This window comes from Bradyrhizobium sp. ISRA430, assembly GCF_029909975.1.
Taxonomy (GTDB): Bacteria; Pseudomonadota; Alphaproteobacteria; order Rhizobiales; family Xanthobacteraceae; genus Bradyrhizobium.
Genome location: NZ_CP094516.1, coordinates 1,965,288 through 1,986,937 on the forward strand (window position 1 = coordinate 1,965,288; position 21,650 = coordinate 1,986,937).

The following is a 21,650-nucleotide window of genomic DNA, read 5'->3' on the forward strand; positions in this document are numbered from 1 at the left end:
TTCATAGTGGCCGCGCAGGACATCGGACAAGATACCCGCGGCAATGACGACTTCTTGAGGCAAGTGACAGGCTCCGGAGTCATTCTGCGGCGTGAGTTCGTCGCCTTCGGCACTGATCGTCAACATTATCGAAAGGCACCGGAAGCATCACAGGTGTTGGGCTTTCTCTTTCGACGCACCTGAGCGGTGGATAGTACTGCTGAGGTCCTGTGCCAGGCGCACGCGACGCTTCGCGGGATCGATCCTAACGAACTAATCCTTTGTGGCGCTCAGCAAAGTTGACGAGAAGGTTTGGCGGCAAGTATCGTTGGCTCGCGGTGCGGTTCACTTTGGGTTGGCATTCATGATCCCTGTGATGCGCTTCCAGGCTGATCACCTCGTGATCGGTGACGAACGCTCCCGGAAGCAATCGTCCGGAAAGCGTGTGACCAGCGATGCCAGCTTTCTCGGCTCCGCCCTGGGGCGCGGCTCGTCGCCCGCGAGATTCTGTGGCGATTGTCGGACCATCACACATTGTAGACCCCGCTTTTAGAGGTGGCGGCATGAAGGGGATCATCCTCGCTGGGGGCACCGGAAGTCGACTGTGGCCGATTACGCGGGGCGTGAGCAAGCAGCTCCTGGCCGTGTACGACAAGCCGATGATCTACTATCCGCTGACCACGCTGATGCTGGCCGGCATCCGTGAGATCTTGCTCATCACGCATTCCCGCGAAACGCCGCAGTTTCAAGCCCTACTGGGGGACGGTGCAGGATGGGGCATTGAACTGCGCTATGCCGTTCAGCCGCGGCCCGACGGCCTCGCCCAAGCACTTATAATTGGCCGCGACTTCATTGCGAACGGGCGGTCCGCATTGGCCCTTGGCGATAACATCTTCTATGGCGAAGGCTTCATCGCCCAATTGCGGCGCGCGGCTACAAGCAACGTCGGTGCCGTCACATTTGCGTACTGGGTGCGCGAGCCGAGCCAGTACGGCGTGGTCGATTTCGATCCAGATGGCGGCGTGCGCGCCATCATTGAGAAGCCGAAGAATCCGCCCTCAAATTTTGCAGTGACCGGACTCTACTTCTACGACGAGCAGGTTGCCGACATCGCTGCTACGCTCAAGCCCTCGCCACGAGGCGAGCTCGAGATCACGGATGTCAACAATCATTATTTGCGCCAAGGCCGGCTCATGGTCGAAAAGTTGGGCCGCGGCTTCGCCTGGCTTGATACGGGCAGCCCGGAAAGTCTGCTGCAAGCTTCAGAGTTCATGGCGACAGTCGAAGCGCGCCAGGGCCTGAAGATCGCCTCGCCCGAGGAGATCGCCTGGCGACAGGGTTGGATCGATGACAGTCAGCTCGAAGGACTCGCCGCTGACTTCAAGGGCAACACCTACGGCCAATACCTATTCAGTCTGTTGGCGGGCCGATAGCAGAACTCTGGATGCCGGTACGACGCTCTCGAGATCATTTGGTGCTATATGGCTGTTTTGTTGGACAGACCTGAAAGCTCAAAGTATCGCACTATTATTCTCGCTGGTTGTGATCGCAACTACTTCGATCTATTGTCGGAGATGCTCGTTTCGGTCGACCCGCACCGACGCATGCGCGGTATTGACATTGGCATCATCGATTATGGGCTTACGGCCGACCAGGTTCGCTCGCTGCACGCCTATACTTCGCGCATTATCAAACCAACGTGGCGTCTCGAGATTGCGCGCGATCAGGACCCGACATCCGGAATTTGGGCCAGCCATTTGTTCCTTCCGATCGAGTTTCCCGGCTACGACGTGTACTTCTGGATCGATCCCGACGCATGGCTCCAGGTCCCCGGCACACTTGATGCATTCATCGAGGGGGCCGGCGCTCATGGCGCCGCTGTCGTCGCGGAGCACCACCTGAGCTACCGCTTCCAGCCTCGTCTCCAGTTTCGGAACATCAAGAGTTTCATTCGCGGATACGGACTGACAGACGGACTGTGGCTGCAGATGCAGCCGCACATCAACATGGGTGTCTTCGCGATCCGAGGTGATGCGCCGCATTGGGAGAGGTGGCGTGAACGCCTCGTCGCCGCAGCTCGGCGGACCGGGCGGATCTATCCGAATGACCAATTCGCCTTCAATCAAATTGTCCATCAGGACAAAACACCGACCTTGATCCTCCCGCCGGAACTTAATTGGATTCCTGATCGCGCCCCCCCTGCATGGGACCCAGCCGTCCGCCTGTTCGTAACGCCCGACGAAAATCGGCGGCCACTCGGCATCATTCATCTTGCAGGCCAAGGGGCCAAGCGACGAAGGTACGAAATTCCAGTCCTTGGCGGGGGGACAATGAATACCGAACTGCGCTATTCGACCGTCCGTTCGTTTTACGACCACGTGCTGGAGCCGACATAGCGGGTTCGTTGAGATAGCAGTTGCGCACTCGCTCTGGCAATCAGCTTCCGCTCAGCTGATCCTTGTCGCCGCGAGGCGCGCGTGCCGTGGATCTGATCGCGAAGTTCGCCAGGCCCCAAGATTTCGAGTGTGACTCCGACCTGGCCGTCAGGAACCGGCTGTGACGTTTTGCATGAAAGCAGCAGCATCCACAGTGTCCGGATCTATCAATGTGCGATCCGCCTTATAATTCCCCAGAGCGCTACGCGCTTGCCTTGCATACGCGATCGCTTTGTAGACATACGGATTCAATATCCTTCGAGCAAACTTGCGCGATTTGAGTATCTGTTCTTGATTCCAAGGTTCGAAGTGGGAGTAATCGGCAGTAGTCCACCTTACATTCTCATAATCCGATTGAATTACCTCCAATCCCCTCACGTCACCGCATTTCCGCGAGAAAACCGCTATCAAGAATTGCTTACCGAAAGGAATTTGGTTCCGGCGCTTGAGTCCGGCGGGCCTCTTGATCAAATGCCACAACTTCGGACGAGAGGTATCCACGAGAAATACACTGGTGTCGCCGAAGCCGTTGCGTTCGCTGAAGACACTATAGAAAAATTCAGGAGAGTATTGATAGAAACCGTGACCCGCAAATCCATTCGCAATTGTCACGATCAGAATCGAACCGTGGACCCTTACCATCGAACGAATGTTGTCTATCGCTTGCGCCACGTCAAAGATGTGTTCGATAGACCCGAAATCTACAAAAGTATCAAATGATCTATGCAAATTCTCGGGGAGCGGCAGATTGAAATCGTGGATTATTGAGGCCCCTTCATAACTAGCCGCATCAACAGATTTAACCTTCTGCGCTCCCATTTTTCGAAACAGCGGCTCGGCAAACTGACCGAGCTCGATGGCCTCATCATATTCAAAATCCAACTTGGCGCTCTCGCGAACGGCCATATATTCTTCTTTCCAGAAATGGATCTCTTGCCTGCCAAGCATTACGGTCTCGCGAAAATCAAAACCATATACGCGGTTTGCGAAAGCGAGAGCTCGGAGTCCGGTGAAATCGATGCCCATGATTCTGGCCCGACAAAATCGCTCAGTCTTGAAGTCCCGGAGCCCGTGAGCGGCTCAGGGAGCTTCCTTTCTAAGACCAACGCAGGTCGTAAGCAATCGCAGCTCGAACAACTCGATGAACCTCCGAAATGCCGATTGGGCGCCGGGGATCGAGTCACAGTTCCGAAAGCCCTAACGTATAATTGTCGCAGATATTGAGGGCCCTTGACTTTGGCCGACCGGCGGGTGTGAATTTGGAATAATACCGACTTGCGTGGCGAGAGTGCACCGAATGTTTCTGCGCGAGCTGATTGGCGCCTGGATGGAATAGTTTTTTCTGTTAGTTGCGGTCGAGAAGATCACGGGAGAACGCGAGGATCGCGGAACGGTTGCGGCAACTGGCCGAACGAAGTCGGGAAACGTCGAAACCGTTCCAAGGACTTATCCGAAGTTAGCGGAGGCCTAGATCGAATTTGAAATATACGATCTAGTGGTGTTGGAAGTGTAGGATTGCCCCTTCGATCGCTTTGCGATCCATACGCTGCCGCCTTGAGCAGGGTTTGGAGATGACGTGTACGCCGCCAGAAGTACAAGCCGGGGAGTAGATTCTGCTTCTCTGTCCCGGACTCGGACCTCTTCCCCGAAGTCCGCCTAATCGCCGTCCGGCTTGGGTGAATCCGATCAACCTCTCGCGCTTATTCGGTCATGGTGCTTCGGGAACTATTAGGACGTTCAGGCTGGCTCTCGCTCATCCAGATCGCGGACCATGCCTTACCGATCGTCACGTTTCCAGTCGTGACCAGAGCCTTGGGTATAGAGTACTATGGTGACTACGCTGTTGTCGTTGGTATCTGTTCGTACTTTTCTTTATTCACGATTGCCTCGGTGTACGTGACAGGCCCAAAGATTGTCGCGGAAGTCAAGAACGACAAGCGAAAGCTGGATCACAGCGTCTCCCAGATTATTCTTTTTCAGCTTGTCACGTTTGTGGTTGTGTCGCTCCTATTTATTCCAGCTTTTACGCTGGTGCCGATGCTCCTAAAGCACCCCGCGGTTAGCATACTAGTCTTCTTACAGCAGAATGCTGTCGGACTTGCCCCAATGTGGTTCTTCCTGGGCATGGAGCGCACCAAGCTGCTTGGCATATCTCAGCTGCTTATCCGATCGGCCGGTGTCGGCGCAATTCTCGTTTTAGTCCGGACGCCATCCGATCTGGTCACATACGCAATCATAAACTTGGGCGTTGCGTTGACAGGTTCTGCGCTTCTGTTCGCTGTGCTTTGGTCTAGCATACGGTTTTCTTACCCGGGGCCCCGAGCGCTCCGTACCTCTGCGTCCTCGAATGCAGGGATCATGCTGTCCGAGTTCGGTGTGGTCCTGTATTCAGGTGCAGGCGCAGTTATTGTTGGCGCACTGCTGGGATCTGCCGCCGCCGGCGCGTTCGCTTTTGTGGACCGGATCTTAGTAGCGGCGCGCAGTCTTTTCGTCCCCGTCTATAACTCAGCCTTTCCTGTACTTTGTCGATATTCAGCCAATGAGCCCGAGAAAGTACCTAAATTGCGGCGGACCTTGTTGCTCCTCTTGCTAGTGACGGGGTGTGCCCTCTCGTGCACGTTCCTCGCATTGGCCGGCTATTTGGTCCTCTTCTTCGGAGGCAGAGAATTCGCAAACAGTGAAATATACTTGAGGTTGTTGTGGCTCATCCCGCTCCTTTCAGTCTGCTCCTTTTTTTTGGGCATGTTGTCGCTCGTCGTCTTCGGCTTCGTCACGCAATTCAGTCGGGTTCGGATCCTTGGATCCGTACTTGGGGTGGCGTGCCTGTATGTTGGAACGGTTCTCGCGGGGATAAAGGGAGCCTTCATGGCCGTCCTGATTGTAGAGACGTTAACCGCTTTAGGCTTCGTTGCCGTCCTGGTCATTGAGAAGTCGTTCCTGAGGGCTATCGGGGCACGACCATGAGGGGTACGCTTTCATGGCCGTGAACGGAGTATCAGGCGACAGCGCCGGCAACTCCTCGCTTCCTAAAAAAGGGTTGGGTCCCGCGCGATTCAACCCGCGCGAGAGGTATTGCGCATGATCTCAAGCGGTCGCTGCCAGGGATCTCCGTCCCGGGATGAGCGCGCGAGAGGCCGACCCTCATTGCGTCGGATTCGCGGACCTGCCGGGCGGCATGTTGTACTGGTGCGCGCGAGCGGCTTGGCGCCGGACTCAACGGCCGTAGTTCGCAAAAATTGCCCGTTGCGGCTTTCCGGTGTATCAATTTCGTTGTGTTCTAGGCTGGGCGCGAGAGGGACCTAACTAATCGCTTCAGGTAGGGAACGCCGTGCGATACGCATTTGAAGAACGCTGGCATTTAGGCGGACTGCTGGTCGATAGACTGCTCTACTGGGCAGTGACCAAAATCCGCGCCAGGGCGCTCAAAAAGGGTCGTTTCCAGCACCTATTTGTCCCGATGGACGACACTGTGGGGATGAGGGTCTTTGCCACCGGAGAATACGAGTCGACCCATGTCGCCGCTATACAAACGTTGATTGAGTCTTCTCACCAACTCCTGGGCTTCAAGATTAATACCGATGCGGTTTGCGTGGACGTTGGCGCTAATATTGGCCTGTACTCGATTGTCTTCAGCGGACTTTTTAGGCACGTTCTCGCATTAGAAGCCAACCCGGTCACCGCGAAAGTCTTGGAGGCGAATATAGCCGTTGCCGGATTGGATAACGTATCGTGCATCTGCCGAGGCGTATCTGCTTCGTCGGGCGAAGTTCTCTTGCACGTCCCTAACGATGGGAACTTTGGATGGTCGACGATCGAGCCAAACCAATCTGCATCCAACTCCAATCAACTAGCCATCCAAACTGCTACCTTGGACGACATTCTCGCTTCGTGCGAATTTGCTGGTGAGCCAATCGCTCTGATTAAAATCGACGTCGAAGGTCATGAATTGTCGGTCCTCCGCGGCTCGACACGCACGCTTCAGCGGTGGAATCCAATTGTCGTTTTTGAGATGATTGACAGCTCTTTGGGGTGCGAGTGCATGGCATTCCTCCGAGGCCTTGGCTACGCAAGTTTCTACAGGTTTCGTCGCAACCTAAGAGGTGCGGCAGCAAGCTGGAGAGAGACCGCTGAGAATCTGGTGCGCGGGCTACCTGTCCGGCTAGAGCCGCTCGACAATCCAGGATCCGGACACGAGACACTTGTCTTGGCCACGAAGGATCCGGCTCGTGCGACCCGTTCCTCCGGGGAGAGACGTAGCTCTGGCCGCGGCGACGTCCCCCTGCGGGCACTAAACGATCGGCTCTGCTAACGCAGGCGGATGTCTGAGCGGTGCGTCATGTATGTTGGAAAGCCCCGAGCCGCGGTCACTGGGCGATGAGGATGGAAGCTTCCGTGAGTATCCGGAGTATCTTACGGCTCGCCACCGTGGCTTCGGCGGCCTTGATAGCGCCAACTCAGTAATGAGGTGATCAACATGAAGCGGCGCGACATCCTCAAGCTCATCTGCGGCAGCACCATCGCGTGGCCGCAAATCAGCAATGCCCAGCAGAATCGTTCGTCCGACTCGGCGGCGCGCGTCGAAGCACCCGCGGCCGTCCCGCTACTCGCTCCCTTTCTGCCCGGGGTCAATCTAGCAGTCGGCGAGTTCAACGAAGAGGCGAAGTACGGAGGCAAGCTGTGGACCAACTACGGCTACCCGGATCCAGCTGAGATCGACTATTACGCCAGCAAAGGGTTCAGGCTGGTCCGCATCCCGTTTCTTGCGAAGCGAGTTCTGTCGGCAAGCTACAAGCCGACTGCCGATATGGATGTCTTACTGCGACTTATCGACCACGCCGATCACAGGCGCGTTGCTGTCGTACTGGACATGCACGATTATGGGATGTCACGATCGGGAAGATTGATCGGCCGAGATGCCGGGGCAACGCGCGAGTTTGCCGCCTGCTGGGCAGCGATCGCGGAGCGGATCAAGGGCGAGCACAACGTGGCGTTGGGCCTGATGAACGAGCCGCATGACCAAACCGCGCGCGAATGGCTCAGCGGCGCGAACGCGGCCATCAAGGCGATCCGGTCGGCCGGCGCAGGCCAACTGCTGCTGGTGCCGGGCTCGTACTGGGATGGCGCCTGGAAATGGACAGAGGAGGACAACCATACGGTCATGCTCGGTGTGATCGATCCGCTCGACAACTACGCGTATGAGGCGCATCAGTATTTCGATGCTGATGGATCGGGCAACCCGGGGGATCCGGTGATAGCTGGCTCGGGAGCGTCGCGTCCCAAGCCTTTCACGGAGTGGTTGCGCGCCAACGGCAAGAAGGGCTTCATCGGCGAGTTCAGCTTCACCTCCTCGCCAGCGTACCTCGCCGAAGCCGATGCCTTCCTCAAGCACATTTCCGAGAATCGAGACGTCTATATTGGGTTCGCCGTGTGGGCCGGCGGTCCGTGGTGGGGCGACTACCCGTTCTCAGTCGAGCCGGACTTGGCGGCCACGCCGGTCATCGACAAGCCGCAGATGCGAGTATTGGCCAACTATCTCCGCTAAGGAGCCTCGATCGCATTAGCGAGTGTTCAAATCCGCCCCAATGCTCATAGGACGACCTGAACCGGCACGTGCTATCCGGATGCAAACATCTCACACCCGCGCGCCCGACCACCACTGCCCAAGCACGCGCATCAAAAAGACCGGATTTCCCACCAGATAACGGTGCCACAGCCGTCCCGGCTCGAGCAACAGGCGGTACACCCATTCCAGCCGCGCCTCGCGCACCCACAGCGGCGCGCGCGCAACATCGCCGGACAGAAAATCAAACAGCGCGCCTACGCCGATGCCCAGCCGGCAACCGGTGGCCTGAAGATGTTCGGCCAGCCACAATTCCTGGAGCGGATTACCCATGGCTACCAGCAGCACGTCGGCCTTGGATGCCACGATCTTGGCCACGATCGTCATCGCATCGCCCTCGCGCAAATAGCCGTTCTGGTAGCCCGCAATCCGGTGGCGGCCGCCGCACATCGTGATCAGCCTGGAAGCTGCGCGTTCGGCGACGCCCGAGGAGGCACCGAGAAAGAAGATGCGGTGGCTGTTCTTCGTTTGCTTAAGGTAGTCGGGGGTGAAATCGGTGCCATTGAGGTTCTGCGGAAAGTGCGATCCGAACAGGATGCGGCTTGCAGTATCAATGCCGATGCCGTCGTTCATGACCAGGCAGTGCTTGAGCACGCTGCGATACCTCTCGTCGCGGCTTGCGACGTTCAGCGTGTTGGCGTTGGCGAAGACGACGATCGTCGGCTTGCCGCTGGCGTAGGCCGCATCGATTTGTTGGACGGCCTCGTCCCGGGTTCCCGCAAAGACCGGGACGTCGAGAATGGTGCGATACCTCGCTCCCAGCACGTCGTCGTAGAGCGATCGGTAAAGGTTGACGACATTTTCCCAACCATAGCGGGCGGCCGCGGCAATCGACCGCTGGCGGATCGAAGAGTAATTCGCTGCGACGTTCTGCCAGCGCTCCGCGAAGGATGCTGCCGCAGCCTCAGGATCGGCAAAATTCACATTCAATCCGACACCGCTCGCTGCAACCAGTCGCTCGAACGGCGGGATGTCACTCAACAACGGAAATAGTCCCGCCGACATGCCCTCGATCGCCGCGATCCCGAATCCCTCGTAGTCGGAGGAGCTAACGATGACCGAACAGCTCCCGATCAGCCGCCTGATCCTGGCATCATCCGGAGCTTCTTCGATCGTCACCGAGTTCCGCACGCCCGAGACATCGACCAATTCCTGCACCTGCTTTAGGTCGAGATCCCACGGCCGCCCTGCGATCGTCAGTCTCCAGTCGGGGACAAGCCGCGAGAGCGACGCAAAGAAGTGGATCAGCCGGTCGAGCCGCTTGTTCTGCGAGAAGCGGCCGATCCAGATCATCGACTTGACGGCCCGATGCGACGAGGCGTCGTCAAACTTCTGAATGTCGACGCCGTTCTCGATGCAGACTAGGCCGCGCGCCCTGATTCGGCTGAACCGGTCCCGATCGGTCTGGCTCACCGCAACGACGCCGTCGTACTCGCGCATCGAGCCGCGCGTCACGGTGGAGAAATAAATCTCCTTCAGCCGCGCCGCGAAGGACGTATGGAAAAAGCCGCCATGGGTCGAGACGACGAGCTTCTTCTGATGCAGAAGCCTGGTCCATGCGAGATAATCAAAGAAGAAATCGATTGCATGCACATGGACAATATCGGCGTCGCCAACATGGCTCAAAATCGAAGGAGCGATCGGGTAACGCGAAGAGCCGAAGAACGGAATTCTAACGATCTCTATTCCGCTGACCAGCTCATGCGCAGGACGCTTGCCCAGCTTGTCAGTTTTGAACAAGCGATCAAGCGTGACAACACGCACCATGTGAGCATCGCGCGCCTGCCTCGTGGCCAGCTCCCAGACGACGCTCTCGACCCCTCCGACCGCCGGATAAAACTGGCGAACAACGTGCACGATACGCATCCACCACTCCGATTGTCTTGTACTGCATCAATCAGCTGCCGACGGTCACCGGTGCGCCTCAATACGCGTTTCTCCGGCGCAGCACTTCCCCAGGGGTTCGAAGCAGGATCAACAGATCGAGCCCGATGCTCCAGTGGTTGATGTACCAGAGGTCGCAATCGACCCGCTTCTTCATCAGCTCGATTTGCGCGGTCTCACCTCTGCAACCGTGAATCTGCGCCCAACCGGTCATTCCGGGTTTGACGTGATGGCGGAACGCATATTCCGACAACATGCTACCGTAGTGGCCATCATGAGCGATCGCGTGCGGGCGCGGGCCGATCAAGGACATGTCGCCAAGAAGAACATTGAAGAGTTGCGGCAACTCATCGAGGCTAGTGGCACGCAAGATGGCGCCCACTCTGGTGACGCGCGGATCATGCCGGATTGCCTGAGCGACATTGTCGCCCTCCTCCATGACCGTCATGGTACGGAACTTGAAGATCCTGAACCGTCTTGCATTAAAGCCGCTCCGCACTTGCCGGAAAAAGATCGGTCCCGGGGAGTCAAGCTTGATCGCCACTGCCGTCAGCGCCATGAACGGCGAAAGCAGAACCAGTGCAACGCTGGCGCCCACAACGTCGAACAGCCGTTTGGCGAGCCGCTCAGTCGCGGAAAGCGGGGGACGCTGGATTCCGATCGCAAAAGAACGATTGATCGAAAAGCTGGGATTCTCGATCAGATTGCGTACATTGCGATCAGGCAAGAGCTCAACCGGCAGCGGCGAGCTCCTAAGCTTCTCGCGAATGAGTTCTATAAGCCTGGTTTCGTTCCAACGAAATGCCAGAACGATCTCCTCGGCCCCGCGATCGCGAGCCAGAGCCAGCGCTCGGTCCAACGATGCCAAGATGCTCTTGGTTGCCGGCGACGGCCAACTTGCCGCGACAGGACATGCAACGCGCGCAACTTCGTTTAGCCCGAACCGCCGAAGCAAATCTGCGTGACTGATTATCGCCAATTCGTCGCGCAGTCCCACCACAACGGCGCGGCGGCCCTGCACCCGACCCTGCTTCATCGCTGACGCAAGCGCCGCTTTCATGAGATTGCGCGAGATCAACAACATCGGAAGCGCCAGACCGGCGAAGCAAATGATTGAGCCTCGTGAGAATTCCACGCCAATCCGAAACAGAAATGCCAGCATCGCAAGGATCAGACTGATCAAGAACCATTGCCAGACAATGCTTGACACTTTTTGGACAGAGAACAGGCTGGACATCTGATAGAAACCTGATGATCGCCCGACTAGTACGTAGAGCAGCGCAGCGGTGACACCTGCCCCGACATGGAAGTTTAGATTCCATGGCGCATGTGAAATTAAGTCCTGATAGCCGCGCGCTCCCAGAAGGCTTGCCAAAACAATGAAGCTGGCATCGGCGGCAGCAAACAGCACTCCGATCGCCGCGCAGGGAATCTGCAGTTTCAGCCGCGCTTGGTCCTGCAAGTCGTCGGTTTCATCATTGGCAACATACAGGTTTGATGCATTGCCAAGAATGTTTGTGCCGGCGAGAAGCGGCCCGTTCGCTTCGGCGGGTCCACTCGATACCAAACCCGTCCAGCCGCTAGCCTGGGGATGATTTCGGCTTGAGATTGCTTCGGAGTCAAATTGACTCATTTGCGCCGACCTTTTACCCGCGACCATTCCCGATCGCGCAACAGGTCTGAATCACGGATGCAAACTATCCTAAAACCTGCTCTATCAAAGTGAGCTTCATGAGCTAGTCCATAGGAGGGGTGAGGCGATCAGGTGCAACAGGGCTTTTTTGCCGCCCAGTCGCGGGGAGGACGCGGCGGTGCCTTGTGATCTTGCCTCAAGACCATTGACCGCTCGGTTTGATCTGCGCCCCTTCGAGACTTGCTACTCGGTTCGCTATCGCGAACGGCCAAAGGCCATCACAGCAGCGACGCTACACGTCGTCCTGGTCTCCCCGACACAAGCGTTGACGATTGGTGCGGCAAGCCGCACGTTCTCGATCATGCTTTGGCACGTCACAGACCACTTTGCCTTGCCACGCGCGTGTGGCTCATGGTTGGTGGAACGAAGGAAGCGTGTGGCAGCGGCCCCTGTTCAGAAGGCCCTTGCGTTTCGCCTTCACCCTGACCGCCGCTCATGTGTCATCTTCTTCTGGGAGCGCGTATGATGGAGGCGGCCCGGCACTGGCTCCATTCGATGCGTCGGAAGACTCTGCGATCGATCCCGCAGCAACAAAGGTCGGCAGGAGCTGAGCCTGCGCTTAACCTCCTTGCATCGCCCGACGCGATCCCTTCAGGCCTTGCTGGTAGCCATGCATGTGGGAGATAGCAAGGACCGCCGAGTTATCGATCCGCTTTCGCCGGACTTGACCCGGACAGATTGGCAACGTCGCTCGGAGCGTACGGCTCGGGATGGATCACGGGAACCTTGACAATATCGTCGGGCAACACCGATGTCATCTCGTCCGCCGCGATCTCGCGCGTGGTTTGACCGTCCCTCCGAATTATTGTGAAGGTGGACTGCTGGCCGCGCGCTGCAAGGCGCGCGCGAGCCTCAGCGGGTGCGCTAATTTCCGCCTCGGTCAGAAGGTCTACTTCCGTCCGGATTCGAGTCCGCAATTCCGAGAGCTGATCTTTGGTCTCCCGCAGTTCCTGCGTGTCCTTCCGCTTCCTCTCGAGCGAGCGCTCGTGAAGCCCCTGCTCGGCCAATGCGACGCTCTCGTGAGCCTTTGTGATTGCCGTTTCGATAGCCATCTGTTCATTCACGATCTGCGCGAGCGCCCGCTCGAGGGTGAAGAGCGTCGGCGCAAGCGCGAGGCCCTTTGTCGAGAGCGCACGAAGCTGTTTCAGCTGTACCTCAGTCGTCTCGCGCTCCCCTGCCAGCGCCTGCACTTGCCCGTTGAGTGAATCGATCTCACGCTGGTAAAGCGTCTTGATGTTTTCGAGCGCCGCCTTTTCCGACCGAGACGTATCGTTCTCCAGGGCCAGGACAGCGCGCTCGCTATCCAGGATGACGGAGATGCTAGGGTCATCCCTCTGCTCCGCAAGACTCGGCGGCACCGTAAAATCATTGTTGCCGGCGAGCGCCGCCGTCAGGCGCGCCTGGCGCGCCAAGAGCCGGTTCTGCTTCAGCGACAATTCGCGGATCTGGCCTTTCGCGAGCGCAATATCGCGGTCCAGCCGCAGCAGGCCGAACTCTGGCCGGTAGTATCCGCTCGCGATACTGATCGCCTTGAGCACCGTAAGACCCGGTCGATATGGATAATCACCGGGCCGTTGCACATCCCCCACGATGGAGAACGGCCGATACTGAACCATTTCGACCGCTGCAATTGGCGGCTCGCCTCCGCTTGCGCGCCGCTGCAGTTGCTTCGATATTTCTCGTGACAGATCACTGAGGCGCTCGCCAACGACATGGATGTTTCCGATCTGGGGGAGGGAAATGTCACCATCCGCGGTTATCGTGTATTCGCCGGCTAAATCCGGCCATTCCTGCACCTTGATCTTCACGCGGTCCGATACCCCGAGCCGGTATTCGTCTGCGACTGCGGCTGTCGAGGCAAGCATCAGCACGACGTTCAGAGCCATTGCACTCTCGCGAAGCTTTTTCCGATTCATAGCAGTTCTCTGCCGTCTGGATTCTGCAGATGGCGCCTGCCGAAGCCGGCGCCTTGTTTGCATCTAGATCAGGGCCTCGGAGCGAAGCGAGCGTCGTGGCGTCTTGTTAATGACCGTTCCGACAATCCTGTCTCGTACGGTTCCGAGCGCACGCAGCACCTGCTCGAGCTGGGCCTCCGACGCGCGCCCCCATTCCACCACGACCAGCAAGTCGTCAATGATTTGACCAGCAGCGCGCACGTCCACGGCACTCGTAAGCGCAGGAAGATCGAGAATGACCCACTGGTAGAACAACTCCGACCTTCCATTGATGAGCTCGGCGAGATTGCCCCATAGCGCGTCGAGGTTGTCGGTGGGATTTCCGGTCGGCAGGAAGTCGAGATTGGGGCAAATGTCCGCCTGGATGACCTTGCCCGGCGCAACTTCGCCGCGCAGCATCTCGTAGAGGCCTTGCATCTCTCCCTGCCCCGGCTTGCTCGAGAAGATCGCGGTGTCGCGACATCCATCGATAAGGAGCACACGGGAACCGTCGCGCGCAATGGATTTAGCTAGCCTGGCGGCAAGCATCGTTTTTCCTTCTCCGCGCGAACAGGACGTTACGGCAACCATATGCGGAGCCCTCTCGGAGCGCTCCAGCACCGCTGAGCGCGCACGACGCAGCACCGAGCTTATCAAGCTGGCTGCCGGGCCGGGCAGGACAGTCCGCTTGCCCTTAACTTGCGGTACGTATCCGAAGCACTCAACGGAGGTCAGCGCGGCCAGTTGCTCAGCGCTGCGCACGCGTCGATCCGCTAGCGTCAGCCCGAGCCCGCCGCCGATGCCTAGCACAGCGCCGAACAGTGTCCCCAGTAGCATGGCGACGCTCGTACCGGGGCCGTCCTTGGCGTCCGGTGGAACGGCATCGCTGATGACCTTCGCGGTCGGTCCAAGCACCTTGATCCGCTCCCGCAATGCCGCGTTCGTCGTGACGACGGCGCTGGTGTCGTTCTGCTCCTCAACGAATGCCTGTGCGATCTCATTGGTCGCCCTGGCGGCGTCCGTGGCGGTCAAGGCGGTTCCGCGAACCGAAACGACCTGACTTGTGCCCACCCGACGAACCGTCGTGTTGGATCTCAGCAAAGCCAGCGCGATTTGCCTGCGGCTCGCCCCCGTGCGCTCCGGCTTCGCGCCAAGTGCTGCGAAGCGTGATCTCGGCAGGATTTGTTCGATGTTGTCCAATCCGAGCCTGTCGATGACGCGGTCGAGAACGCTGCCCGATTTCAGCATTTCGATTGCACTCTGAATGAGCGAGTCCTCCAGAAGAATCTGGAGGACGACCGCGTCCGGCCCCGACGATTGCAGGGTCGTATTGGACATTAGAAGTACGGCAGACGCGGAAAATACGGGAGTTCTGATCAAGCCGTAAGCGCCGCCTGCAATCCCACCCAGCGTGGCGCCGACAAGCGCCAATCTCACGATCATCGACCTTCGTTGCCGAGCCTTGGCCAGAAAGATCCTGAAGCCGTTTCCTTCGCGCCAGCATCCCGGTGCAACGGATCGCCCCTCCGGGTCGACAAGGGCGGAACGCTGCCTGTTTGTTGCGTCAAGCATGGATAAGTCTCCGGCATTGTTGCGCGCATCGCTTTTTTCGGCTCGCGCACGAGGCGCACGTATGTCCTTCTGAGTGTCTCCTCACTTCTCCGGCTTCGCCCGGAGAGCTACCACCTTGTCCCAAGGAAAGCAGCGATGCCGGTTGTTGGCGTCGAGATAGCGTGCCGATTCCGCGTCATCCTAGGCAACGAAAGATGCCGCACGCCGACGTTAGGATGGAGGCTGCCGGCAGACGACCCACCGTTTCGCTCCTCGACACAACGACGCGATCTTCCTGTCGGCCTCATTGCGCTTCAATTCATCCGTTCCGGCAGCGCCAACACAATCTAGTGCAAAAGCTTTGGTCGTCATATGCGCTCCGTCCACAAGACTCATGGCGACAGCTGGTGCAATGCTGCAATCGGTCCGAAGTAACTAATCCTTTTGAATAGCGGCGGATCTGCGTGCCTCCTGCGCGTAACCGAGCCGCCTGATGACAACAGGCGCGTCTTGCTGCTGACGTCAACAGACTGGCGAGGGATCACGGGGATCAAGTGCACTGCCGCACCGACTTCCCCATAACCACAATCCAAGGCAGATCGCACGGCCTGCTCGCAAAGGCGGATCGATCAGCCGGCTTCGCGGCTTTGCGGTCGAACGTTGTGAAGGTGGGAATTGCCTCCTTGCCGTTCACCTCATGCAGAGGGTCGCTGGTCGTGCGACCAGAGATCACCCATCGAAGAGCGCCATCCATGTCCGCTCCGCCGCCGCAATCCCACGCTTACGCGTGGCGGAGACGGCATTCGCCCGCTCGCGGCGGCGCAATTGCGGGCCGCCTTTTTCACCAACTCGGTGTGTTCACCAACTCGGTGTGCCGACCGTCGATCCGTCGTCAGCAACTATGATCTCATACGAAGCATCAATCTGGCTCGCCGCGGAAGAAGGCATTTTCAGAATGAGATGGTCTACTCAAGAAGTAGTCCTTCTGGACCACTGAACGATTTTGTAGTGCACGTTTGCTCCCCCAGGCTTCGCGAACACTCCGGCCTGCGAACGGCCATTCCCAAGAATCACTCCCAAGTTCCACGAGCGAAGCCCGCCGGCACGATCCGGTTCACGGAGACGGAATACGCGGTGCAGGCCTACATATCCTGCCCGAGTACCTCGACATCAAAGCGGCAGTCCTCATTGATTCACGAGCATCGTGGCCGCGCAGGAGTGATACCGCCACTCGGCAGGTCAACTGGTCACGAAAAACACAGTTGCTTTCTCGGTCGGTGCGGATTTTGCGGCATGCGCGGCTCTGGCCGAAACCCGCGAAATGACCTATAGTTCGGTGTGCCATCCGAGCCGCCTCGTGAGGGCGACCGTACGTCGCAAAGCGCTCAACATGAGTTCAGCCCTCGCAGCATCTGTCCTGGTCTGTGCGGTCTGCTTTAATGCGATCCTTTCAATCGTCAACGGTCATGTCGTAGCGCTTGCGCGCGTCCATGTTGTCCTGGCCGAAGTCACCATCTACGCTGGCGCCATCGCGATCATTGTATCTTACGCCGACCGGAAGATGTGGCCATGGCTGTTGTTGGCTCTATTCATCGTTTCGACGGGTCTGCTCATTTCTGCCGGAAACGGCGCGTTCAACGCGAAATACGTAAGAGACGTCCTGGTTATACCGATATTCATCATGCTGGGAATGACCTATCAGGGGAATAGCTTTGCGCTGCCGTTTCTGACCCTTCATACCATCATTGTCACCGTTGCCGTTTTTGAAGTGGTAAGTCCGTACGCCTACGCAGAGCTTTTCAAAATTCTGAGCTACTACATCAATACGCGGGATTTTAGCGCCCAATCGTTCTGGAACACCGGATCGACCTTATTCGTGAGCGCGACGCGCCCCGGCACACGATTCTTCAGTTTTGTCGAGTGGCATCGTGTCTCTTCGGTTTTCCTGGAGCCGGTTTCTCTCGGCAATTATTGCGCCATCGCGGCGGCCCTCATCGTTGCCAGCTGGTATGAGATGAACATCCTGGTCAAGCTCTACCTCATCGGCTCGACATTCTTCCTTCTCGTCGCTTGCGACGGCAGGCTCGCGGCAATCTCGATCCTGGTCATCGTTCTCGTGGGGGTTCTCCGCAACGTCACGGGCCGCTGGTCGGTCAGCTACCTGCCGGTCATTCTGTTTCTCGCGGCAGGATATGTTTGGACGTTCAGTAACGGCCAAGTGTCCGATAATTTTAGCGGCCGCATTACCAGCACGATCGACGCACTTTCCCAGCTCGATGTCCTCGGACTGATGGGCCTCAATGCTGCAACAGCCGAGAGCGTTGCGGATAACGGCATCGTCTATTTCATCCTTTCGCAGTCGCTGATCGGCGTAGTTGTCATCTGGCTCGCGATCTGCCTGTTCGCGCCTAACTGGACCGCGGCGTCGCGCAGCTATGTCCATGGGATCATGATCTTCATTCCTCTGAACCTGCTCGTCAGTTATTCGTTCTTCTCGATCAAGATCGCGTCCCTGATGTGGTTCGTCTACGGATATCGGTACATGAAGGATCTGGTGGACGAGACGAGATACGCGAGGGACCGGGTGGTCGACCCGGCGATGTATCCTGCCGCTCATGATAGGGTTGTAGGATTATGATTATTGATCACCTGCAGTGCTCGGCTCATGAAATCAGGCTTTTCGCGCGGCTAAGACCCGGAACGAAGGATATTTAGTATGGGAGCTGACCAGTTTGTTGTCGTGATGATGCTGCCCTCGGCAGTTGGGCAGAACGGACTATTCGTTCCTCTTGGACCAACTTCCTTCGTTCGAATTGGTCACCAAGCATGCACAATGAGGCGATCGAGCGGCCGCACGAGGAGTTCAACCACGACACAGACCGTATTGCTATCAGCGACGCCCCAGTCCTTGGGCGCTACTCGCCTCCGGCCAATCACATGCGCAAGCTTGATCGCTGAAAAACACTCGCCAACAAAGCTGATCGATAAGACGAATGACCTCGCCGCGCAATCAATTGGCTTCACGGTATCGGAGATTATCGCCACTCCGGATTCCAAATCCACGTCCCGGATGGCGCCGAATTGCAAGACGCAATCTCGCTGGATTGAGATACAATGATAACGCAAGCGTCGCCCACTCCCGATCTCAAGTCCGCCTTCGGCGGCGCGCGCGTGATGATAACGGGTGGTCTTGGCTTCATTGGCTCGACCCTGGCCGCGCGTCTTGTCAAGTTGGGCAGCGAAGTGACGCTTGTAGACAGTCTTGCTCCGACTTCTGGCGCCAATCTTCACAACATCGCACCAATTCAGGACCGACTGCGTGTGGAGATGATCGATGTTCGTGACGTACCAAAACTCGGTGGCTTGCTGCCCGGATGCGATTATTTATTCAATTTGGCAGGCCAGACAGGCCATCTTGAGTCGATGGCCGATCCCATCACTGACCTCGACGTCAACTGCCGCGCCCAACTCGCGCTCTTGGAAAGCTGTCGAATGGTCAATCCAGGGGTGATTGTGGTCTTTGCGAGCACACGTCAAGTCTATGGGAAGCCCGACTATCTTCCAGTGGACGAAAAGCATCCCACGAGGCCGCCTGACGTGAACGGTGTGAACAAGCTGGCCGGTGACCTCTACCATATCCTCTATCACAACGTTTACGGTATACGCACGACTGTATTGCGCCTCACAAATACCTACGGACCGCGCATGCGCATCAAAGATGCGCGGCAGACGTTTATTGGCATCTGGCTACGTCGGGTGCTGGAGGGTCAACCCTTTGAGGTTTGGGGAGGTGAGCAGCGCCGCGACTTCACATATGTGGACGATGCGGTGGACGCCCTCCTCTTGGCCGCCGCGCGCCCTAATGCCAAGGGTCGTATCTTCAATCTTGGCGGTGACGAAGCTCTCACACTAAGCGAACTTGGCGATCTCCTCGTCTCCGCAAACGGCGGCGGCCGCTTCGTGGTGCGCAGCTTCCCGCCCGAGCGCCAGCGTATCGACATTGGCGACTATGTGGCCGACGATAACCTTTTTCGTGGCACGACCGGTTGGAGACCGGCCGTAGGGATTCGTGAGGGGCTTACCCGCTCCCTAACCTATTTTCGAGAACATCTGGCGCACTATGTCTGACCTGGCAATCCCACAGAGCGACCCGAGAGCGTCCTACCTTGTGAGGCAATCGGCAATTGATGCCGCGATCTCACGTGTGCTGACCAGCGGCTGGTACATTTTGGGCAATGAGGTCGCGGCCTTTGAAGAAGCATTCGCAACCTATATCGGCTGCCAGTTTTCGGTTGGGGTCGCGAGCGGCACCGACGCGCTGGTCCTGGCACTCCGGGCAATTGGCGTCGGCGCCGGCGACTACGTCGCGGTGCCGTCGCACACAGCCGTTGCCACGGTGGCGGCAATCGAATTGACAGGTGCCCGACCGCTGCTGATTGATATCGACCCTGCAACTTATACGCTCGATGTTCAAGCGTTCGCGGATGCCCTGGCCCAACCGGTGGGACGCATCTCGGCCGTCATTCCGGTTCACCTCTATGGGCAATGCGGCCATCTCGAAGCAATTGTCGATTTGGCGCGCCGATGCGGCGTGCGTGTGATTGAAGACTGCGCTCAATGCCACGGCGCCACGCTCGGGACACGGCGCCTTGGAACCTTTGGTGATATGGCGGCTTTCAGTTTTTATCCCACAAAGAACTTGGGCGCGTTCGGCGACGGGGGCGCTGTAGTTACGGCAGACAAGAAGCTGGCGGAGAACGTTCGAATGCTGCGGGAGTATGGCTGGCGCACGCGTTACGTCAGCGACATCGCAGGCGTGAACTCTCGATTGGACGAGTTGCAAGCAGCCGTACTGAACGTGAAGCTAGGGACATTGGAGGCCGACAATGCACGTCGCCAAGCGATCGCTGCGGCCTACGATTTCGGCTTGAAGCAAAGTGGGCTCGGCCTCCCGGCACGGCACAGCGGCTCGACTCATGTCTTCCACCAATACGTCGTCCGTTCAACGCATCGTCAGATCCTGCGTTCATCGTTGCGGCGCTTGGGGATTGCGACGAACATCCACTATCCGATTCCAGTCCACCTCCAGCCGGCTTATGAAGGTCGTGTCGCCATCGGTCCAGCGGGTCTCAGAGAGAGCGAGCGTGCGGCTTCCGAAGTCTTGAGCCTTCCGATTTATCCGGAGCTAGCTGATGTTGCAGTTTCACAGGTCATCTCGGGTGTACTGGCGCAGGTGCAAGAGATTGACTGATCTTGCACCTTTGGATCTTACTCGTTTTGTAGAGAATCGGCGACCGCGACCAGTCGGCATTGCCGCCATTCTCGCAAGCGGTCGCCTCGTGCAATAGGCCAAAGCCGCGCCCGCGTACCGCCAGCCAAGATTATCTCTACCGCCCGTCATCCCACGCCCCGGCCAAGCCCCAGCCGCTCCTGTTGATAGCTTGTGGACGCGCGATGACACCAATCTTGGTTCTCCAAGTACCAATCGACGGTTGCGGCTAGGCCACGCTGGAGATCATACATGGGCCGCCAGCCCAACTCCATTTCGAGCTTGCGCGGATCAATCGCGTAACGTGCGTCGTGGCCCGGACGGTCCGCGACAAACGTGATCAGCCGATCGTGCGGTTTACCCGCAGGCCGCCGCACATCCAGCAAGTGACAAATGGCACGCACAATGTCGATGTTGCGAGCCTGCGCGCGACCACCGATCAAATAGGTCTCGCCAACCCGTCCCGCGCGAACGATCAGACGCAGCGCTACAGAATGGTCTTCGACGTGCAGCCAATCCCGCACGTTGAGACCCTTTCCATAGACGGGCATCTCGTTGCCCCCGAGCGCCTTCAGAATCATAAGCGGGATCATTTTCTCGGGAAATTGATATGGCCCATAGTTGTTGGAACAATTTGAAAGAAGAATAGGCAAGCCATATGTACGGCACCAAGCTCGGGCGAGATGGTCCGCGCTCGCCTTGCTCGCCGCATACGGCGAGTTTGGCCGATAGGGACTCGTCTCGCTGAACTCGCCGCTAACGCCGAGCTCGCCGTAGACCTCGTCGGTCGAAACCTGAAGGAATCGAAAGGAAGCGCGGCTCCTCGCATCAAGGCTGCGCCAATAGTCGAGTGCGGCCTCAAGCAATGTCAGAGTGCCGACGACATTGGTCTCGATGAACGCGGCAGGCGTATCGATCGAGCGGTCAACATGGCTCTCCGCGGCAAAATGGTAAACTGCACGCGGCCGATACTCTGCAAATATGGCCCGCACGGCCGCTCGATCGCAAATGTCGGCTCGAACGAAAGTGTGCAACTGGCTCCCAGCAATCGGCGCTAAGTTTGACAGATTGCCGGCGTAAGTTAACTTGTCGACCGTGATAACGCGGTCCCCCTCGCTGATGAGCGAGCGCACTAGGGTGGAACCTATGAAGCCGGCACCGCCAGTCACGACAATAGCCATGAGAGATACAGACTCAGTCGACGGGATCGTCGTGAAGCTATCTCGAGTTGCCTCCAGCAAGAGACTGCTCATCAGGCCACCCGGAGAGGCGTTTGGGCTAGTCT

General features: G+C 58.0%; 15 protein-coding genes. 8 read left to right on the forward strand and 7 right to left on the reverse strand.

Going from position 1 to position 21,650, the window contains the following annotated elements:
• Positions 1 to 542: 542 nt before the first annotated feature.
• Both rfbA and MTX21_RS10030 read left to right on the forward strand, forming a co-directional pair.
• Entirely contained in the window at positions 543 to 1,412 is an 870-nt protein-coding gene (rfbA, locus tag MTX21_RS10025) for a glucose-1-phosphate thymidylyltransferase RfbA (RefSeq protein ID WP_280971370.1), read from the forward strand.
• A 60-nt stretch (positions 1,413 to 1,472) separates the two neighbouring features.
• A complete protein-coding gene (locus MTX21_RS10030; protein ID WP_280964636.1) occupies positions 1,473 to 2,375 on the forward strand; it encodes a hypothetical protein in 903 nt (300 codons plus the stop codon).
• Between the two features lie 147 nt (positions 2,376 to 2,522).
• Here the strand turns inward: MTX21_RS10030 and MTX21_RS10035 are convergent, their stop codons facing one another.
• Positions 2,523 to 3,440: a hypothetical protein gene (locus tag MTX21_RS10035; RefSeq protein ID WP_280964637.1), complete on the reverse strand. Its 918-nt coding sequence runs from the start codon at positions 3,438 to 3,440 to the stop codon at positions 2,523 to 2,525.
• A 684-nt stretch (positions 3,441 to 4,124) separates the two neighbouring features.
• Here MTX21_RS10035 and MTX21_RS10040 point away from each other — a divergent pair.
• The 3 genes from MTX21_RS10040 to MTX21_RS10050 all read left to right on the forward strand — a co-directional run bounded on the left by MTX21_RS10040 (position 4,125) and on the right by MTX21_RS10050 (position 7,956).
• Positions 4,125 to 5,378 carry an oligosaccharide flippase family protein gene (locus MTX21_RS10040; RefSeq protein ID WP_280971371.1) on the forward strand — a complete coding sequence of 418 codons (1,254 nt, stop codon included), beginning with the start codon at positions 4,125 to 4,127 and terminating at the stop codon, positions 5,376 to 5,378.
• A 364-nt stretch (positions 5,379 to 5,742) separates the two neighbouring features.
• A complete protein-coding gene (locus MTX21_RS10045) occupies positions 5,743 to 6,723 on the forward strand; it encodes an FkbM family methyltransferase (RefSeq protein ID WP_280964639.1) in 981 nt (326 codons plus the stop codon).
• Between the two features lie 165 nt (positions 6,724 to 6,888).
• Complete coding sequence (locus tag MTX21_RS10050) at positions 6,889 to 7,956, forward strand: glycoside hydrolase family 5 protein (RefSeq protein ID WP_280964640.1); 1,068 nt, start codon at positions 6,889 to 6,891, stop codon at positions 7,954 to 7,956.
• A 90-nt stretch (positions 7,957 to 8,046) separates the two neighbouring features.
• Here the strand turns inward: MTX21_RS10050 and MTX21_RS10055 are convergent, their stop codons facing one another.
• The 4 genes from MTX21_RS10055 to MTX21_RS10070 all read right to left on the reverse strand — a co-directional run bounded on the left by MTX21_RS10055 (position 8,047) and on the right by MTX21_RS10070 (position 15,117).
• Positions 8,047 to 9,900 (reverse strand): WecB/TagA/CpsF family glycosyltransferase, encoded by a 1,854-nt coding sequence (locus tag MTX21_RS10055; protein WP_280964641.1) that lies wholly within the window; start codon positions 9,898 to 9,900, stop codon positions 8,047 to 8,049.
• Positions 9,901 to 9,958: 58 nt separating this feature from the next.
• Complete coding sequence (locus tag MTX21_RS10060; RefSeq protein ID WP_280964642.1) at positions 9,959 to 11,551, reverse strand: undecaprenyl-phosphate glucose phosphotransferase; 1,593 nt, start codon at positions 11,549 to 11,551, stop codon at positions 9,959 to 9,961.
• Positions 11,552 to 12,252: 701 nt separating this feature from the next.
• Positions 12,253 to 13,497: a polysaccharide biosynthesis/export family protein gene (locus MTX21_RS10065; protein WP_280964643.1), complete on the reverse strand. Its 1,245-nt coding sequence runs from the start codon at positions 13,495 to 13,497 to the stop codon at positions 12,253 to 12,255.
• A gap of 93 nt (positions 13,498 to 13,590) precedes the next feature.
• Positions 13,591 to 15,117 (reverse strand): tyrosine-protein kinase domain-containing protein, encoded by a 1,527-nt coding sequence (locus MTX21_RS10070; protein ID WP_280964644.1) that lies wholly within the window; start codon positions 15,115 to 15,117, stop codon positions 13,591 to 13,593.
• Positions 15,118 to 16,486: 1,369 nt separating this feature from the next.
• Between MTX21_RS10070 and MTX21_RS10075 the strand changes: the two genes are divergently transcribed.
• A complete protein-coding gene (locus MTX21_RS10075) occupies positions 16,487 to 17,734 on the forward strand; it encodes a hypothetical protein (protein WP_280964645.1) in 1,248 nt (415 codons plus the stop codon).
• Between the two features lie 179 nt (positions 17,735 to 17,913).
• Here the strand turns inward: MTX21_RS10075 and MTX21_RS10080 are convergent, their stop codons facing one another.
• Complete coding sequence (locus MTX21_RS10080) at positions 17,914 to 18,183, reverse strand: hypothetical protein (RefSeq protein ID WP_280964646.1); 270 nt, start codon at positions 18,181 to 18,183, stop codon at positions 17,914 to 17,916.
• A 27-nt stretch (positions 18,184 to 18,210) separates the two neighbouring features.
• Here MTX21_RS10080 and MTX21_RS10085 point away from each other — a divergent pair, with 27 nt between their 5' ends.
• Together MTX21_RS10085 and MTX21_RS10090 are read left to right on the forward strand one after the other, a co-directional pair.
• On the forward strand, positions 18,211 to 19,224 hold the full coding sequence (locus MTX21_RS10085) for an NAD-dependent epimerase/dehydratase family protein (protein WP_280964647.1): 1,014 nt from the start codon (positions 18,211 to 18,213) through the stop codon (positions 19,222 to 19,224).
• On the forward strand, positions 19,217 to 20,347 hold the full coding sequence (locus MTX21_RS10090; RefSeq protein WP_280971372.1) for a DegT/DnrJ/EryC1/StrS family aminotransferase: 1,131 nt from the start codon (positions 19,217 to 19,219) through the stop codon (positions 20,345 to 20,347). Before MTX21_RS10085 ends, MTX21_RS10090 begins: the two co-directional genes overlap by 8 nt.
• Positions 20,348 to 20,493: 146 nt before the next feature.
• Here MTX21_RS10090 and rfbB read toward each other — a convergent pair whose 3' ends face one another.
• A complete protein-coding gene (rfbB, locus tag MTX21_RS10095) occupies positions 20,494 to 21,546 on the reverse strand; it encodes a dTDP-glucose 4,6-dehydratase (RefSeq protein ID WP_280971019.1) in 1,053 nt (350 codons plus the stop codon).
• Positions 21,547 to 21,650 lie beyond the last annotated feature (104 nt).

Coding starts and splice junctions, on each gene's coding strand:
- rfbA (WP_280971370.1), top strand. CDS start 543: ATGAAGGGGATCATCCTCGCTGGGGGCACCGGAAGTCGACTGTGGCCG.
- MTX21_RS10035 (WP_280964637.1), bottom strand. CDS start 3,440: ATGGGCATCGATTTCACCGGACTCCGAGCTCTCGCTTTCGCAAACCGC.
- MTX21_RS10040 (WP_280971371.1), top strand. CDS start 4,125: ATGGTGCTTCGGGAACTATTAGGACGTTCAGGCTGGCTCTCGCTCATC.
- MTX21_RS10050 (WP_280964640.1), top strand. CDS start 6,889: ATGAAGCGGCGCGACATCCTCAAGCTCATCTGCGGCAGCACCATCGCG.
- MTX21_RS10055 (WP_280964641.1), bottom strand. CDS start 9,900: ATGCGTATCGTGCACGTTGTTCGCCAGTTTTATCCGGCGGTCGGAGGG.
- MTX21_RS10060 (WP_280964642.1), bottom strand. CDS start 11,551: ATGAGTCAATTTGACTCCGAAGCAATCTCAAGCCGAAATCATCCCCAG.
- MTX21_RS10065 (WP_280964643.1), bottom strand. CDS start 13,497: ATGGCTCTGAACGTCGTGCTGATGCTTGCCTCGACAGCCGCAGTCGCA.
- MTX21_RS10070 (WP_280964644.1), bottom strand. CDS start 15,117: ATGCTTGACGCAACAAACAGGCAGCGTTCCGCCCTTGTCGACCCGGAG.
- MTX21_RS10075 (WP_280964645.1), top strand. CDS start 16,487: ATGAGTTCAGCCCTCGCAGCATCTGTCCTGGTCTGTGCGGTCTGCTTT.
- MTX21_RS10085 (WP_280964647.1), top strand. CDS start 18,211: ATGATAACGCAAGCGTCGCCCACTCCCGATCTCAAGTCCGCCTTCGGC.
- MTX21_RS10090 (WP_280971372.1), top strand. CDS start 19,217: ATGTCTGACCTGGCAATCCCACAGAGCGACCCGAGAGCGTCCTACCTT.
- rfbB (WP_280971019.1), bottom strand. CDS start 21,546: ATGGCTATTGTCGTGACTGGCGGTGCCGGCTTCATAGGTTCCACCCTA.